16 protein-coding genes are annotated in these 15,874 nt (G+C 70.6%); 6 read left to right on the top strand and 10 right to left on the bottom strand.

Annotation, left to right across the window (positions count from 1 at the left end):
- Positions 1 to 110: 110 nt before the first annotated feature.
- The 4 genes from MKK49_RS11855 to tesB all read right to left on the bottom strand — a co-directional run bounded on the left by MKK49_RS11855 (position 111) and on the right by tesB (position 6,081).
- On the bottom strand, positions 111 to 2,720 hold the full coding sequence (locus MKK49_RS11855; RefSeq protein WP_244028562.1) for a DNA translocase FtsK: 2,610 nt from the start codon (positions 2,718 to 2,720) through the stop codon (positions 111 to 113).
- Between the two features lie 218 nt (positions 2,721 to 2,938).
- Positions 2,939 to 4,444 (bottom strand): ammonium transporter, encoded by a 1,506-nt coding sequence (locus MKK49_RS11850; RefSeq protein WP_244028560.1) that lies wholly within the window; start codon positions 4,442 to 4,444, stop codon positions 2,939 to 2,941.
- 130 nt (positions 4,445 to 4,574) lie between these two features.
- Positions 4,575 to 4,913, bottom strand: a complete 339-nt coding sequence (locus MKK49_RS11845) for a P-II family nitrogen regulator (protein ID WP_244028558.1) — start codon at positions 4,911 to 4,913, stop codon at positions 4,575 to 4,577.
- A 289-nt stretch (positions 4,914 to 5,202) separates the two neighbouring features.
- Positions 5,203 to 6,081, bottom strand: a complete 879-nt coding sequence (gene tesB, locus MKK49_RS11840) for an acyl-CoA thioesterase II (RefSeq protein ID WP_244028556.1) — start codon at positions 6,079 to 6,081, stop codon at positions 5,203 to 5,205.
- Positions 6,082 to 6,242: 161 nt separating this feature from the next.
- Here tesB and MKK49_RS11835 point away from each other — a divergent pair, with 161 nt between their 5' ends.
- Complete coding sequence (locus MKK49_RS11835; protein WP_244028553.1) at positions 6,243 to 7,562, top strand: FAD-dependent monooxygenase; 1,320 nt, start codon at positions 6,243 to 6,245, stop codon at positions 7,560 to 7,562.
- Between the two features lie 21 nt (positions 7,563 to 7,583).
- On the opposite strand, the gene ppa is transcribed toward MKK49_RS11835, so the two are convergent.
- From ppa to MKK49_RS11820, 3 genes are all read right to left on the bottom strand, one after another.
- A complete protein-coding gene (gene ppa, locus MKK49_RS11830; RefSeq protein WP_147711206.1) occupies positions 7,584 to 8,123 on the bottom strand; it encodes an inorganic diphosphatase in 540 nt (179 codons plus the stop codon).
- Positions 8,124 to 8,262: 139 nt separating this feature from the next.
- Positions 8,263 to 8,586, bottom strand: coding sequence for a DUF2892 domain-containing protein (locus tag MKK49_RS11825; RefSeq protein WP_244028551.1), 324 nt, complete (start codon positions 8,584 to 8,586; stop codon positions 8,263 to 8,265).
- Between the two features lie 69 nt (positions 8,587 to 8,655).
- Positions 8,656 to 9,162, bottom strand: a complete 507-nt coding sequence (locus tag MKK49_RS11820) for a GNAT family N-acetyltransferase (protein ID WP_244028549.1) — start codon at positions 9,160 to 9,162, stop codon at positions 8,656 to 8,658.
- Between the two features lie 170 nt (positions 9,163 to 9,332).
- Between MKK49_RS11820 and MKK49_RS11815 the strand changes: the two genes are divergently transcribed.
- The 3 genes from MKK49_RS11815 to MKK49_RS11805 all read left to right on the top strand — a co-directional run bounded on the left by MKK49_RS11815 (position 9,333) and on the right by MKK49_RS11805 (position 11,365).
- The gene (locus tag MKK49_RS11815) at positions 9,333 to 10,058 is read left to right on the top strand and encodes a fused DSP-PTPase phosphatase/NAD kinase-like protein (RefSeq protein WP_244028548.1); all 726 of its coding nucleotides are present in this window, start codon (positions 9,333 to 9,335) and stop codon (positions 10,056 to 10,058) included.
- Between the two features lie 57 nt (positions 10,059 to 10,115).
- The gene (locus MKK49_RS11810; RefSeq protein ID WP_244028546.1) at positions 10,116 to 10,562 is read left to right on the top strand and encodes a hypothetical protein; all 447 of its coding nucleotides are present in this window, start codon (positions 10,116 to 10,118) and stop codon (positions 10,560 to 10,562) included.
- 107 nt (positions 10,563 to 10,669) lie between these two features.
- Positions 10,670 to 11,365: a cell wall hydrolase gene (locus MKK49_RS11805; protein WP_244028544.1), complete on the top strand. Its 696-nt coding sequence runs from the start codon at positions 10,670 to 10,672 to the stop codon at positions 11,363 to 11,365.
- 60 nt (positions 11,366 to 11,425) lie between these two features.
- Here the strand turns inward: MKK49_RS11805 and MKK49_RS11800 are convergent, their stop codons facing one another.
- A complete protein-coding gene (locus tag MKK49_RS11800; RefSeq protein WP_244028542.1) occupies positions 11,426 to 12,337 on the bottom strand; it encodes a LysR substrate-binding domain-containing protein in 912 nt (303 codons plus the stop codon).
- A 115-nt stretch (positions 12,338 to 12,452) separates the two neighbouring features.
- On the opposite strand from MKK49_RS11800, the gene MKK49_RS11795 reads away from it, so the two are divergent.
- Positions 12,453 to 12,878 carry a tautomerase family protein gene (locus MKK49_RS11795; protein ID WP_244028540.1) on the top strand — a complete coding sequence of 142 codons (426 nt, stop codon included), beginning with the start codon at positions 12,453 to 12,455 and terminating at the stop codon, positions 12,876 to 12,878.
- Positions 12,879 to 12,900: 22 nt separating this feature from the next.
- Here MKK49_RS11795 and MKK49_RS11790 read toward each other — a convergent pair whose 3' ends face one another.
- Positions 12,901 to 13,758 carry a prephenate dehydratase gene (locus tag MKK49_RS11790; protein WP_244028538.1) on the bottom strand — a complete coding sequence of 286 codons (858 nt, stop codon included), beginning with the start codon at positions 13,756 to 13,758 and terminating at the stop codon, positions 12,901 to 12,903.
- A gap of 40 nt (positions 13,759 to 13,798) precedes the next feature.
- On the bottom strand, positions 13,799 to 14,542 hold the full coding sequence (locus MKK49_RS11785) for a 3-deoxy-manno-octulosonate cytidylyltransferase (protein WP_244028536.1): 744 nt from the start codon (positions 14,540 to 14,542) through the stop codon (positions 13,799 to 13,801).
- Between the two features lie 296 nt (positions 14,543 to 14,838).
- Between MKK49_RS11785 and MKK49_RS11780 the strand changes: the two genes are divergently transcribed.
- A complete protein-coding gene (locus MKK49_RS11780) occupies positions 14,839 to 15,609 on the top strand; it encodes a c-type cytochrome (RefSeq protein ID WP_244028534.1) in 771 nt (256 codons plus the stop codon).
- Positions 15,610 to 15,874: the final 265 nt, after the last annotated feature.

Below are 15,874 nucleotides of genomic sequence, written 5' to 3'. Positions count from 1 at the left end.
GGCGTGAGGCGGGACCCGGTCCCGCCTCACGCTCCGGTCTCCCGCGAACGAAAGCCGCCCCGAAGGGAAACCCTCGGGGCGGCTTTCGTTTGTGCACGATTTCCGGTCGGTCAGCCCACGTGGGCGTCCGCCTCGACCAGGATCTCGCGCTTGCCGGCGTGGTTGGCCGGGCCGACGATGCCCTCCATCTCCATCTTCTCCATGAGGGAGGCGGCGCGGTTGTAGCCGATCTGGAGGCGGCGCTGGATGTAGGAGGTCGAGGCCTTCTTGTCCCGGAGCACCACCTGCATGGCCTGCGCGTAGAGGTCGCCGCCGGCCTCGCCGAAGCTGCCCTGGTCGAACACGGCGCCGTCCATCTCGACGTCGTCGGCCGCCCCCCCCTTGCCGCCCTCGCCCTCGTCGGCGGTGACCGCCTCGAGGTAGGACGGCCGGCCCTGGCGCTTGAGGTGGGCGACCACGCTCTCGACTTCCGAATCCGAGCAGAACGGCCCGTGCACGCGCGTCGTGCGCCCGCCGCCGGCCATGAACAGCATGTCGCCCTGGCCGAGCAGCTGCTCGGCGCCCATCTCGCCGAGGATCGTGCGGCTGTCGATCTTCGAGGTGACCTGGAAAGAGATCCGGGTCGGGAAGTTCGCCTTGATGGTGCCGGTGATGACGTCGACCGAGGGCCGCTGGGTCGCCATGATGAGGTGGATGCCGGCCGCCCGCGCCATCTGGGCGAGGCGCTGGATCGCCCCCTCGATGTCTTTCCCCGCCACCATCATCAGGTCGGCCATCTCGTCGACCACGATGACGATGTAGGGCAGCGGGGTGAGGTCCATCTCCTCGTTCTCGTAGACGGCCTCGCCGGTCTCGCGGTCGAAGCCGGTCTGCACGGTCCGGGTCAGGATCTCGCCGCGCGCCCGCGCCTCGGCGAGGCGCGCGTTGAAGCCGTCGATGTTGCGCACACCGACCTTGGACATCTTCTTGTAGCGCTCCTCCATCTCGCGCACGGCCCATTTGAGGGCGATGACCGCCTTCTTGGGGTCGGTGACGACGGGGGAGAGCAGGTGCGGGATGCCGTCGTAGACGGAGAGTTCGAGCATCTTCGGATCGACCATGATCAGGCGGCACTGCTCCGGCGTCATCCGGTAGAGCAGGCTGAGGATCATGGTGTTGATGGCGACCGACTTGCCGGAGCCGGTGGTGCCGGCCACCAGCAGGTGGGGCATGCGGGCGAGATCCGCGATGATCGGCTCGCCGCCGATGTTCTTGCCCAGACACAGGGCGAGGCTCTGCTTGGTCTCGGCGAAATCGACGGAGGCCAGCAATTCGCGCAAGTACACCGTCTCGCGCCGGGCGTTGGGCAGCTCGATGCCGATGGCGTTGCGGCCCGGCACCACGGCGACGCGGGCCGAGACGGCGGACATGGAGCGGGCGATATCGTCGGCGAGCGAGATGACGCGGCTCGACTTGGTGCCCGGCGCCGGCTCCAACTCGTAGAGGGTGACGACGGGGCCGGGACGCACGGCCAGGATGTCGCCGCGTACGCCGAAATCGCCAAGGGTGGCTTCGAGCAGGGTGGCGTTCTGCTCCAGGGACTCCGACGAGACCTGGGCCGAGGGCGAGACGAGGGGCGGCTCGGCCAGGAGGCCGAGGGACGGAACGGCGTAGGTACCCGGATCGGGCGCCGGCGCGGGCCGGCGCTGGGGCACGGGGGCCGCGGGCGGGGCCGCGACGCGCGAGCGCGTATCCGGTACCGGGGGCTGCGGCGTTTGCGCGAAAACCGGTTCCTCGCCGCCGTCGTCGGGCTCGTCGTCGTGCAGGATCGGGGCAGCCCTGCGCGCGGGCGCCACCGCCGCGTCGAAGACCGGTTCGCGGCGGGCGTCGCGCTGCGGGGGCGCCTCCCAGGGGGCTGCGTCGTCGGAGAAGGCCCGGCGTGCGGCGAGCGCCGGCGAGGCGTTGTCGTGCGCCAGGACGGCCTGGGCGGCACGGCCTTCGCGCCAGGTCTCGACACGTGAGGCCAGGGCCGCGCGCCCGCCCATGAGCATCTGCGCCAGGGCGCCGAGGGACACGATCCCGAGGCTCGGCTCGTCGTCCTCGTAGCGGTCGTCGGTGCGGCCATGGGGGGCCGGCCGGACCGGGTGCAGGGGCTCGTCCTCTTCCTCCGGCACCGCGCCGACGCGGCAGGCGCCGGTGAGGCTGAGGATGGCGATGCCGGCGAAGACGAAGCCCACCAGGGCGGCGGCCGGGGATGCGACGATGCCCACGATGGTGCGGGCGGCATGGATCAGGGAATCGCCGGCGACGCCGCCGAGGCCCGTGGGCAGGGGCCAGCGCGCCGTCGACGGCAGGGCGCTCGCCACCGCGCTCGCGGAGAAGAAGCCGATGATCCAGAGCGTGATGCGCAGGCCCCCGCGCGGCAGGGCGCGCGAGCGCATGAGCTGCACCCCCCACAGGGCCGGCGGCAGGACGAAGGCCAGGGAGCCGAGCCCGAGAAGCTGCATGGCGAGATCGGACATCACAGCCCCGCTCGTGCCAAGCACGTTGTGGGCGGCGTGGTCGGTGGCGTGGTTCAGGCTCGGGTCGTCGATGGACCACGTCGCCAGGGCGACGGTGAGCGCCATGGCGCCGGAAAACAGGATGAGACCGCCCAACTCCGTCATCCGCTTGGCCAGGAACGGGCGAAAGCTGTCGACGAACGTGTCGTAGGGCGATGCGGAACGGCGAAGCGAGCGCATGCTGTACCAGACGCGATGGGGAAACGGTCCGGTAACGCTAACGGCCACGCGGTTAATGCGGGTTTAAGTGAGGTGTCTCACGCCAGATCGGATGGTGGACGGAGCGGGTGCGCAGACGAAAAAAGCCCCGGATCGTGCGATCCGGGGCCTTTTGCGAGGGTTCGTTCGGGGCCGCCCCGACGGGCGGCCCCGACAGCTTGTCCGCGTAAGAGCGAGTCCTAGTAGTTGTAGGCGCGCTCGCCGTGATCGGCGATGTCGAGGCCCTCGCGCTCCTCGTCCTGGGTGACGCGCAGGCCGATGGTGAGGTCGACGAGCTTGTACAGGATCGCCGAGCCGACGCCCGACCACAGGATGGTGAAGCCCACGGCCTTGGCCTGCGACAGCATCGCCGCGGCCATGTCGTAGGTCCCGACGGCGAGTTCGCCGGGCTTGGTGGTGTAGTCCGGCAGGCCGACGCCGCCGAAATCGACGTTGACGAGGATGCCGGTGGCGAGGGCGCCGAGGATGCCGCCGATGCAATGCACGCCGAACACGTCGAGGGAATCGTCGTAGCCCAGCGCGTTCTTCACCGTGGAGCACATGACGAAGCAGACGGCGCCGGCCACGAGGCCGAGGACGATGGAGCCCATGGGGCCGGCGAAGCCGGCGGCCGGGGTGACGGCCACGAGGCCCGCGATGGCGCCCGACAGCATGCCCAGCAGCGACGGCTTGCCCTTCAGCATCCATTCCACGAACAGCCAGGAGAGAGCGGCGGCGGCGGTGGCGACGAAGGTGTTCAGCATCGCCATGGCGGCGGTGCCGTTGGACTCGAGGTTGGAGCCGGCGTTGAAGCCGAACCAGCCGACCCAGAGCAGCGAGGCGCCGATGGCCGTCATGGTCAGGGAGTGCGGGGCGAGCAGGTCACGGCCGTAGCCGATGCGCTTGCCGAGCATGAGGCAGCCGACGAAGCCCGCGACACCGGCATTGATGTGCACCACGGTGCCGCCGGCGAAGTCGAGGGCGCCCCACTTGAAGAGCAGGCCGGCATCGGCGTTGACGGCGTCGAGGGCCGCCTGCGCGGTCGCCTTCGAGGCGTCGTCGGTGGCGGCGGCCAGCGCCTTGGCGGCGTTGCCGACGGCATCCGGGCCACCCCAGTACCAGACCATGTGGGCCATCGGGAAGTAGATCAGCGTGGTCCAGAGAATCATGAACACGACCAGCGCCGAGAACTTCATCCGCTCGGCGAAGGCGCCGACGATGAGGGCCGGGGTGATCATCGCGAACGTCATCTGGAAGCAGATGTAGACGTATTCGGGGATCACGACGCCGTTGGAGAAGGTGGCGACGGTGGAGTTCGCGTCGATGCCCTTGAGGAAGGCCTTGGAGAAACCGCCGACGAAATCGTTGAGGCCGCCGCCGTTGGTGAAGGCGAGGCTGTAGCCGAAGATCACAAACAGGAGGCAGGAGATGCAGGCGATGGCGAAGACCTGCGTCAGCACCGAGAGCATGTTCTTGGTGCGCACGAGGCCGCCGTAGAACAGGGCGAGGCCCGGCACGACCATCAGCAGCACCAGGGCGCTGGAGATGAGCATCCAGGCGGTGTCGCCCTTGTTCGGGACGGGCGCGGCGCTCGCGGCGGCCGGCACGGCCTCCGTGGTCGGCGACTGCGCGAGGGATGGCTCGACGAACAGGAGCGCCAGGGCGGCGCCTCCCATTCCGAGCGCCAGGGCATTGCGAAGTTTCATGGAAACAGGACTCCCGGTCGCTGTGCGATGCTGAAGGGGACAATCAGAAGGGCGGGCAGAAGGGCGGGGGCCGGTGGCCCGACTCTCCCCAGGCCCGTCGAAACGGGCGCGCGGTGGAAGCTTCCGGCCCTCAGAGGGCGTCGATGTCGGTCTCGCCGGTGCGGATGCGCACCGCTTTCTCGAGGGGCAGCACGAAGATCTTGCCGTCGCCGATCTGGCCCGTGCGGGCGGCGGCCGCGATGGCATCGATGACGCTGCCGGTGAGATCGGCGGCCACCGCCACCTCGATCTTCAGCTTGGGCAGGAAGCTCACGGCGTACTCGGCGCCGCGGTAGATCTCGGTATGGCCCTTCTGGCGGCCGTAGCCCTTCACCTCGGTGACGGTGAGCCCGTGCACGCCGATGCCGGTCAGGGCGTCCCGGACCTCCTCCAGTTTGAACGGCTTGATGATAGCCATCACGATTTTCATGGGCGGCGCCCCCTTGTCCCGAGTGGTCACCCGGCCGGCGCGCTTGTGCGTCGCGACCCGGCTGGTCCGGTTGATTCCGCGCGGATCGGAATGACCCTGACGCTCGACCGCCTCATTCAAGGACTATGCCAAAGGGAACTTTTTCCCCATGGCCGTATCTGCCCAGAAACTGTCCGAACGCTGCCGCCGATGCAGGCGTGATTCCAGCCAAGTTTGCAATCTCAGAAGGCATGTTGCCGTAAAAACCGGCAAATGTGGGGTCGACGCGCCGCATCGGCGGACCGAACGTTCAGGCCTCCGGACGACGTGGCCGGATCATGCCCTCCTGGGCGACGGAGGCCACCAGGGTGCCGTCCCGCGAAAAGATCTGGCCCCGGGCGAAGCCCCGCGCACCCTCGGCGCTCGGGCTGTCCTGGGCGTAGAGCAGCCAGTCGTCGGCCCGGAACGGACGGTGCAGCCACAGGGCGTGGTCGAGGCTCGCCGACTGGATCTCGCCGTCGAACACCGTCTGCCCGTGCGGAATCAGGGTGGCGTCCAGCAGCGTCATGTCGGAGGCGTAGGCGAGCACCGCGCGGTGGATCGCAGGATTGTCGGGGAGACGGTCGACGGCGCGCATCCAGACATGGAAGCGCGGATCGCGCGGCGCGCGGCGCAGGTAGCGCTCGATCTCCACGGGCCGCAGCTCGATGGGACGCTTGCGCCCGAAGTAGGACAGGATCGGCGCCGGGATCACCGCGCCGTCCCGGGCCGCCTGCGCGGCGGCGGCGGGGGCCTCGGCCACCGCCTCGGGGGGCGGCACGTCCGGCATCGTCGCCTGATGGACCGCCCCCGCTTCCGCATCGTGGTAGGAGACCGACATGGCGAAGATCGCCCGGTCGTGCTGGGTCGCCACCACCCGGCGGGTGGCGAAGCTGCGCCCGTCGCGGATGCGCTCGACGGCGTAGTCGATGGGCGCCTTGGGATCGCCGCCCAGCAGGAAGTAGGCGTGCAGGGAGTGGGGCGGACGCGTCTCCGGCACCGTGCGCGAGGCCGCCACCAGGGCCTGCGCCACCACCTGTCCGCCGAACACCCGGAACCAGCCGGTCTGCAGGCTCTCGCCCCGGAACCGGTCCGCCCCCAAGGGCGCGAGATCGAGGATGTCGAGGAGTTCGGCGACGATGCCGGCCATGGGTGCCCTCGGTGGTCAGACGGACGATCGGGCCGCCATAGCAAGCCTGGGTGCCGTGATCCATGCGGCCGGCGACGATGCCGCTGCCGCGGGCGACGCCCGCGCGTTGCCCTGAGGTCCGGGGAGTGGCACTCCGGGCGAGTTCGATGGGGGGACGCGCGATGGGCGGATCGGGGCAGCGCAGGGTGGTGGTGGCCGGGGCCGGGATTCCGGGCTTGAGCCTGGCGCTCGCCCTGAAGCAGGCCCACGGCCCGGCCCTGGCCGTCACCGTCTGCGATCCGGGTCTGGCCTCCGGCGCGTCGCGTCACCGCGGCCGGGCCTTCGCCGTGGCGGCGGGCGGGCGGCGGATGTTCGAGCGCCTCGGGATCTGGGAGACGGTTTCCGTGGCGGCCGAGCCGATCCGCGACATGGTGGTGAGCGACAGCCGGCTCGCCGACCCCGTCCGCCCGGTCTTCCTCACCTTTGCGCAAGAACCTTCCGCGCAAGAACCTTCCGCGCAAGAGCCTTCCGCGCAAGAGCCTTCGGCACAGGACGCGCAGGCCGGCGAGCCCTTCGCCCACATGGTCGAGGCCGAGCCCCTGGTCGAAGCGCTGCTGGCGGCCTGCGCGAAGGCGGGCGTGGTCCTCGATGCCGTCGGGATCGCGGCGGCCGATCCGGGGCCCGAGGCCATCGAACTCCAGCGCACGGACGGACGGACCGAATCCGCGACCCTCCTCGTGGCGGCGGACGGGGCGCGCTCGCGCCTGCGCGAGGGGGCCGGCATCGGCTGGGTCGGCTGGTCGTATCCGCAATCGGGCATCGTCGCGACCATCGGGCACGAGCGCCCGCATGCGGGCCGCGCCTGGGAGCATTTCCTGCCGAGCGGTCCCTTCGCCATCCTGCCCCTCGTCGATGGCGGCGAACGCGAAGACGGGAAACCTTCGCACCGCTCGTCCATCGTCTGGACCGAGCGGGCGGCGGATGTCCCCGCCCTCCTCGGCGGCGGCCCCGACGAGACCCTGGCGGAGATCGAGCGCCGGTTCGGCCACGGCCTCGGCCGCCTCGTGCTGGAGGCCGGCCCGAGCGCGCACCCCCTCGCCTTCGGCATCGCCCGCCGGTTCCGCGCCGACAGGATGGCGCTGCTGGGCGACGCCGCCCACGTCATCCACCCCATCGCCGGCCAGGGGCTGAACCTCGGGCTCGCGGGCGCGGCGTCCCTGGCGCAGGCGGTCACCGACGCCCTGCGCCTCGGCCTCGATCCGGGAGCGCCCGATGTGCTGCAGGCCTACGAGCGCGACCGCCGGTTCGAGACCCTCGCCATGGGGGCGATGACGGACGGGCTCAACCGCCTGTTCTCCACGGACGCCCTGCCGGTGCGCCTCGCGCGCGACCTCGGCCTCGGCCTCGTCGACCGCCTGCCCGGCCTCAAGCGCCTGTTCATCGGGCAGGCCGCCGCGGCGCGCGGCACCCTGCCGAGGTTGTTGCGCGGGCAGGCCCTGTAGGCCGCCCGCGCCGCTTCGGGCTTACTTCGCCTTGTTAGCTTTGGCGCGCTCGACGCCCTCGAGGATGAGGCGGTGGGCCTCGGCCTTGTCGCCCCAGCGCACGATCTTGACCCACTTGCCCGGCTCCAGATCCTTGTAGTGCTCGAAGAAGTGCTGGATCTGGTGGATCGTGATGTCGGGCAGGTCGGTGTAGTTCTCGACGCGGTCGTACCGCATGGTGAGGTGGCGCGACGGCACGGCGATGATCTTCTCGTCCTCGCCGGCATTGTCCTCCATCACCAGCACGCCGACGGGGCGCACGCTCATGACGGCGCCCGGCGCGATGGCGCGGGTGTTGGCGACGAGCACGTCGCACGGGTCGCCGTCGCCCGAGAGGGTGTGCGGGATGAAGCCGTAATTGCCCGGGTAATGCATCGCCGTGTAGAGGAACCGGTCGACCACGAGGGCACCGGATTCCTTGTCCATCTCGTACTTGATCGGGTCGCCGCCGATGGGAACCTCGATGATGACGTTCACGTCGTCGGGCGCGTTCTTTCCGATCGAGACGTTGTCGATGATCATGAGCTGTTTCTCCCGCGTTTTCCGGGCCGCCAGGGCCTCTCCCGGCGTGTCTTAGGGCCGTTGCGTCACCAAGGAAATCGCCGGCTCCCTTGCCCGGCTACGTTTGGCGGGGATTATCACGCGTCCGCGCGGAGGACGTCTATCTCTTGAAGGATGCCGTCACGCGGGCCCAGGTCGCCCCGATCCAGCGTGCGCTCCGCTCCAGGGGCACCTTGAGGCCGGGCACGTCCTCGCTGAGGAGGGCGAGGCCCACGGGCAGCATCCACAGGCCGAGCACGGGCAGGATCGAGAACACCCCGCCGAAGATGAACAGCAGCGCGGCGACGATCCGGATGATCCGCCGCGAGGGCTCGCGCAGCCAGTCGAGGGCGCGGGCCAGGCGCGCCGGCAGTTTCTCCGTGAGCCGCGCGACGCGGTCGTCCCAGTCCCGCGCGGTGACGGTCTCGTGCCCGGTGGCGTCCATCGGCTCTCCCTCCGGCCGGAACGGCCCGGACCTCAGGTGGGGAGGCCGTCGCGGTTTGGCGAGGCGGCGTCAGTCGAAGCGATAGCCGACCTTGGGCAGCACCGAGCCGGCGATGCTGTCGCTGCCCCGCCCGGCGACGGTGGCGCCGAGCCCCAGGTAGAACGTCTCCGCCCGGTCGTTGCCCTCGAGCGCCCAGACCCCGACCGTGTGGAGGCCGTGGTCGTGCATGTCGTTGCGGACGGCGCGGAACAGGCGGCGGCCGAGGCCGAGGCCCTGGTACTCCGGCCGGATGTAGAGTTCGTCGATCTCGCCCTCGGTGCCGAGGCTGCGGCTCCGGGCCGGTCCGTAGACCGCGTAGCCCACCACGCCCTCGCCCGTCTCCACCACCACGAGGGGGCGCCGGCGCTGAGCGGCGCCGAGCCACCATTGCGCGCTGCGCCGGGCGATCATCCGTTCCAGGGAGACGCCCGGGATGAGCCCCCGATACGCCGCGCGCCAGGTCTCGTCGAACACGTCCGACAGGCGGTCGGCATCGGTGGGGCGGGCGCGGCGGATACTGGTGGTGCTCGTGCTCATGACGGTCCCCGCGCTCGATGGCATCGCTCCGACGACGGTATCGAAGATGACGATCCGGGCGAAGACAAGGCAAGGGCGATGCCGGATCGCGCGCCTCGGTTTGCCCGGCCGGTGAGCGCCTGTTAGAGGCTGGGGACTCCCCCCGAGACAGCCGCGACGTTCCCCGCTCCGTGTTCAAGCGCTTCCTCAAGCCAGAGACCCGCTACGCGCGGCGCATGGCCCGCATCGCCCGGTTCGAGCGGCCCATCGCCGGCCCGGTCTCGCGGGCGAAGGCCTGGGCCAACATGCTGCTGGTCGATCACGGCGTGTTTCGCCTCGCCTATCTCAACCGCCACCGGGTCGGCCAGGGCAAGCTGTGGCGCTCGGCCCAGCCGACGCCGCACCAGCTCGCCTGGTTCAAGCGCCAGGGCGTCCGCACGGTGATCTCGCTCCGGGGCGGGCGCGAGCACGGCTCGTGGCCGCTCCAGCGCGAGGCCTGCGCGCGCCAGGGCCTGACCCTGGTGGAATTCGTCCTGCGCTCGCGCGAGGCCCCGTCCCGCGAGACGATCCTGGCCGCGAAGGACTTCTTCGCGGGCGTCGAGTATCCGGCGATGATGCACTGCAAGTCGGGCGCGGACCGGGCCGGCATGGGCGCGGTGCTCTACCTCATCCTGCACGAAGGCCGGCCCGTCGCGGAGGCCATGGGCCAGCTCTCGGCCCGCTACGGCCATTTCCGCTTCGCCAAGACCGGCATCCTCGACGCGTTCTTCGCGGCGTACCTGCGAGAGGGCGAGGCGCGTGGCCTCGACTTCCTCACCTGGGTCGAGACGGTCTACGACCCCGAGGCCCTGAAGCGCGACTTCCGCCCGGGCTTCTGGTCGGACCTCGTGGTCGATCGGCTGATCAAGCGCGAGTAACCCTCCGTTAACCAAATCGGGCCGAACTGGTGCTTCCGCACAGTGACTGGACCCGCGATGGCAGCCTCTCCCCTCCGGCCGACCGCGCCGACCCTGGCGAAGTACCCGATCCCCGTCGAGCTCATCACCACCCTGTACCGGGCGCAGGGCGCCGAACTCGACGCCCTGATCGCCGGCATGCCGGAATACGCCCGCGCCCGGGTGGCGGCCTACTGCGTCGAGCGCGAGCGCCTCCTCGACCTCGGCCACCGCATGGCCGGCACCTGCGGCGAGGCCACCCTGATCAAGGCCGCCGGGTCCAAGGCGGGTGCCGCCCTGTTCGCCCAGTCGCGCCCGGCACCCGTTCCCGAGGCCCCGGTCCCCGAGGCTGCGCCGTCCGAGCCGGAGGCGCCCGCCGCCGCGGTCCTGCGCATCATCGAGTTTCCCCCGGCGCCCGTCCTGGGTGAGGCCGATACGGCACAGTCCCCGGCGACGTGCGACGCAGCCCGGCCGAAAGCCGCCTGACCTCCGGGCGCTGCCCGAAAAAGACCCGAATGACGGCCAAGCCTGACCGTCACGCATCGCCCCCGGCCCCGCGCCCCGGCGAACACATCACTAGGGAGCGAGACGGCATGCAGGGTTCGTGGGCGACGAAAACGGGTTCTCTCCTCGGTCTGATCCTGGCGGTCCCCTCCCTCGGTGCCTGCAATTCCACCCTGATTCCCGGCCAGACCACGGGCTCCGTCGCCCTGGCCCAGCCCGTCGCCGCCACGGACGCGGAGCGCGACTGCCTCGGGCGGGCCATGTACTTCGAATCGAACCGCAGCGACCGCGACGGGCTGCTGGCCGTCGGCACGGTGGTGATGAACCGCGTGAAATCGGCGCCCCCGGGGAGCGGCATCTGCTCCGTGGTCGGCCAGCCCCGGCAATTTGCGCCGGGCGTGCTGACCAAATCCATGGAGGCCAAGGACCTGCAGCGCGTCGCCGAGGTGACCGACGCGGTGCTCGACGGCCAGCGCCACCCCAAGGTCGGCCGGGCCATGCACTTCCACACGGCCGGCCTGCGCTTCCCCTATGACAACATGCACTACGTGGCGGTGGCCGGCGGCAACGCGTTCTACGAGAAGCGCAAGCCGGGTGCCCCCGCGGCCCCGAGCGTTCCCACCACCGCCATGGCCTACGCGTCCGCCGCCCCGGCGGTCTCGCCGATCCAGGCCCGCATGGTCGAGGCCGACCGCGACGTGCCGGCGGCCGAGACCATCCTCAACGAACCCGCCAAGGACATCTGCCGGACGGCGGGGCTGGCGAGCACGAGCCGGGGCGGCTGAGGCGGCATCGGCGGCCGGGTATCGGAAGCCGAGCCCTCCCTATGCCGGTCGGCGATGACGTCAGAGTGATGGCGGTCGTTGGATCACAGATCCGTCTTCCGTAAGATCGCCGCGTTCCAGTTGGATGGCCCCGCCCGCGAAGGACTCCCTGAGAACGGTCGTGAGGTGCTCTGCGGTCGGATTGCTCGATCCCGCGCTCAGCAGCGACAGGCTCAGGCAGGGCAGCTTCGGCAAGCCCGCCGCCGTCGGGTCGAGCGGCGAGAGTGCCGGCGGGAGGCCATGGGGTGTTCGCACCGTGACGCCGAGCCCGGCCGCGACGGCCGCCCAGAGCCCGGTCAGGCTTGGGCTGCTGAAGCTCGTTCGCCACGGGATGCCACCCTCGTCGAGGGCAGCGAGGGCGGCGCGCCGGAACAGGCATGGTGCATCGAAGGCCACGAGAGGAAGTGCTTGGCCGGGCTCATGCCTGTAGCCGTCATGCGGACCGACCCAGACCATGGGCAGATCGATCACCGTTTCGCCTCGCGATAGTCCGTTGTCCTCCCGCCACAGGAGAACGAGATCGAGATCCCCCGCCTCGAAGGCGGCACGCAGTTCGGCGTTCCTTTCGACCCGGGCTTCGATGCGGACGCCCGGATGCGCGCGCGCGAACCGGGCCAGGACCGTCGGGAAATGCGTCTCGGCGAAATCCTGCGGTAGACCGACCCGGACATCACCGGACAAAGCAGGCACGCGCAGGGCCGCCAGGGCGGTGTCGTTGAGATCGAGAAGCCGACGGGCGTAGCCGAGCAGCGTTTCCCCGGCCTCGGTCAGGGTAAGGCCGCGTCCCTGTTTCCGGAAGAGCGGCCTTCCGACCTGATCCTCCAGCTTGCGGAGTTGCAGGCTGACCGCCGATGGCGAGCGGCCGAGCCGTGTGGCCGCCTTGGCGAACCCGCCGAGATCGACCCCGGTCACGAAGGACCGCAGAACGTCCATGTCGAGATTCGTCGGCAACATCGCGATCGTTCTGTTTTGTAAAACTATCAGTTTAAAAGTTTCTGATATTCGAAATGATGTGGCGCGCCTACCTTCATCGTGTCGAAGGTTCGGGATGGCCGAGCCGGATGGCGTGGAGGGCGAAATGCCGTTCGTGAACGTGAAGGTTGCCGGCCCGATCGCGGCGGCGCAGATCGAGGATTTGCAGGCGGGCATCACCGCCTTGATGGCGGATGTGCTCCGCAAGAAGGCCGATCTCACGGCCGTCCTGATCGAGCGGGTGGAGACGGCCTCCTGGACCGTCGGCGCCGCGCCGGTCACAGTCGCGGCTCATCTCGACGCGAAGGTGACTTCGGGCACCAACACGACGCAGGAGAAGGCACACTTCGTCACCGCCGCGCACGCGCTGCTCGGCGCCGTGCTGGGTCGGGAGTTGCCCACGGCGACCTACGTCGTCATCGACGAAGTGCCCGGTGACGCATGGGGTTACGCGGGACAGACCCAGGCATATCGGGCGGGCTTGCGCGCCGCCGCGGCGTGATGCAGGTCCGCCGTCGGGCCACCTACTCCGCCGCCAGGCGGCTGACCTCGCGATAGGGATCGGCCGGGTAGGTGCCGATGATCCGTACCTCCCGCGAAAAGTAGGCGAGTTCCTCGAGGGCGCGGGCGAGGCCCGGCTCGTCGGGGTGGCCGTCGACCTCGGCGTAGAACTGGGTCGCCGAGAACTGGCCCTCGACCATGTAGCTCTCGAGCTTCGACATGTTGACGCCGTTGGTGGCGAACCCGCCGAGCGCCTTGTAGAGGGCGGCCGGGATGTTGCGCACCCGGAAGATGAAGCTCGTCACCGCCGGACCCGCCTCCGCCGCGATCGGCTTCGGATCGGGCGCGAACACCACGAAGCGCGTGGTGTTGTGGCTCTCGTCTTCGACGTCCCGCGCCACGATCTCGAGGCCGTAGACCTCGGCCGCGAGCGCCGGCGCCAGGGCGCCTCGGCTCGGGTCCCGCGCCTCGGCGACCTCGCGGGCGGCGCCCGCCGTGTCGCCCGCCACCACGGCGCGCAGGCCGAGGCGCCGGATGATCTTGCGGCACTGGCCCAGCGCGTGGACGTGGCTGTGCACGCTTCGCAGCGCCTCCACCTCGGTCCCCGGCAGAACCATCAGCTGAAAATGGATCGGCAGGAAGTGCTCGGCCACGATGTGCAGGCGCGCCGTCGGGATGAGGTGGTGGATGTCGGCGACCCGGCCCGCGATGGAGTTCTCAATGGGAATCATCGCGCGGGCGGCGCGGCCCTCGTTCACCGCTGCGAAGGCGTCCTCGAAGGTCGGGCACGGCAGCGGCGTCCAGTCGGGATAGGCCTGGGCGCAGAGGATGTGCGAGTTGGCGCCGGGCTCGCCCTGGTAGGAGATGGTGCGGTGGGGCATCGGACTCTTCTCGGGTCGGGCTTTTGTCGGGTCGGGCTGTTCAGTTCAGGCGACGGGCCGAGAGCACGGCGCGCGCGCGCTCCAGGTCGGCCGGCGTGTCGACGCCGAGCGGCAGATCGTCGACCAGGATGGCGTCGATGCGCATGCCGGCCTCCAGCGCCCGCAGCTGTTCGAGCTTTTCGCGGACCTCGAGCGTGCCGGGCGGCAGGGCCATGAACCGCGCCAGCGCCCGGCGGCGATACGCGTAGAGGCCGATGTGATGGTAATGCGGCCCCTCCCCCCACGGCGCCCGCGCCCGGGTAAAGTAGAGCGCCCGCAGGCGGTGCGGGGAGATGGGATGGCCCACGAGCTTGACCACGTTGGGATCGTCGCGCTCCGCCTCGTCGGTGATGAGCGCGCACAGGGTGGCGATGTCCACCGCCTTGTCGGCCAGCGGCAGGATCGCGGCGCCGATGATGGCCGGATCGATGGTCGGCAGGTCGCCCTGCACGTTGACGACGATGTCGTGGTTGCCCTGCGGATCAATGATCTCCAGGGCCTCGGCGAGGCGGTCCGACCCCGACGGGTGGTCGGCCCGGGTCATCACCGCGATGCCGCCCTCGGCCTCGATCACGTCACGGATGGCGGCGGTGTCGGTGGCCACCACCACGGGGCCGATCCCGGCCTCCACGGCCCTGCGCCAGACATGGACGATCATCGGGGCGCCGCAGAGATCGAGAAGCGGCTTGTCCGGCAGGCGCGTCGCGGCAAGGCGCGCGGGGATGAGCACGAGGGGGTCGGACATATCTTCGACGATCGCTCCGGCCGGCCGGCTGCCGCGTGTCTCTCGCAAAACGCCGCGCTGCGGCGCGTTTCACGCGGTCCGCTTAGCAGTGGGGGCGGGTGTTGTCATGCGGGGGCCGGATTTCGGCGCCACACGGGTGACGGATCGGCCTCTGCGACTACGCGGCGTCCCCGAGCGCCATTGTCAAGATCGGGCTCCAGCGGCTAAGCACCCTCGACTGTTTCCAAAGTCCGACACATCCCGTGTCCGGACCCGCCCGCACACGCGCCCAGCCGGACGCATCGGAGTTGTCGAGAATGGACTCTTTCGAGCTGAACAAGGTCGCGGGTGCTGCGCTCGGCGCACTCCTGTTCGCCGTGGGGTCCGGGTTCGTCGCCGAGCTGATCTACCATCCCAAGCCCGCCGGCGCCGCCGGCTACGCCCTGCCCGAGCCGCAGGCCAAGGCCGCCGGGGGTGCCCCCGAGGCGAAGGCCGAGCCCCTGCCGATCCGGCTGGCCAGCGCCAGCGCCGACAAGGGCCAGTCGGCCGCCAAGAAGTGCGCCTCGTGCCACAGCTTCGACAAGGGCGGCCCCAACAAGGTCGGCCCGCACCTCTGGGGCGTCGTCGAGCGCCAGAAGGCCCATGAGAGCGGGTTCGAGTACTCGGCCGCCCTCAAGGAGAAGGGCGGCGCCTGGACCTACGACGAACTCGACCACTTCCTGACGAGCCCGAAAGGCTACGTCGCCGGCACCAAGATGGCGTTCGCCGGCATCACCTCGCCCACCGAGCGCGCCGACGTGATCGCGTATCTGCGCACCCTCGCCGACACCCCGGCGCCGCTGCCGGCGGCCGAGAAGAAGGCCGAGGCCAAGCCCGACGCGGCCAAGCCTGACGCGGCCAAGCCGGCCGACAAACCTGCCGAGGCCAAGCCGGCTCCGGCCGCTCCCCCGCCCGCGCCCGAGACGCCTCCGGCCCCCCCGGCCGAGAAGCCGCCCGCCCCGCCGGCTCCTCCGGCCGACGCCCCCCCTGCCCCGCCCGCGCCTCCGGCCGAAGCTCCGCCGGCTCCGGCGCCGAAGCCGGCCGAGTAGGTCGGCGAATCCCCTGACGATCGAGAAGGCCGGGCTCAGTCCCGGCCTTCTTCGTTCGGGGCTATGGGACAGCTGCGTGGACGCGCACGCTCCACTGCGCGGACGCGCACGCTCCACTGCGCGGACGCGCACGCTCCACTGCGCGGACGCGCACGCTCCACTGCGCGGACGCGCACACTCCACTGCGCGGACGCGCACACTCCACTGCGCGGACGCGCACCCTTGGCGCCTCCCCTCAGTCCGTCCTAGAACGGCCGCCTGCTGT

The sequence above is a fragment of the Methylobacterium sp. J-090 genome, from assembly GCF_022829345.1.
In the GTDB taxonomy this organism is placed as follows: Bacteria; Pseudomonadota; Alphaproteobacteria; order Rhizobiales; family Beijerinckiaceae; genus Methylobacterium.
Note: the sequence above shows the minus strand (reverse complement) of the source record. Positions and strands in the feature narration are given on the sequence as shown.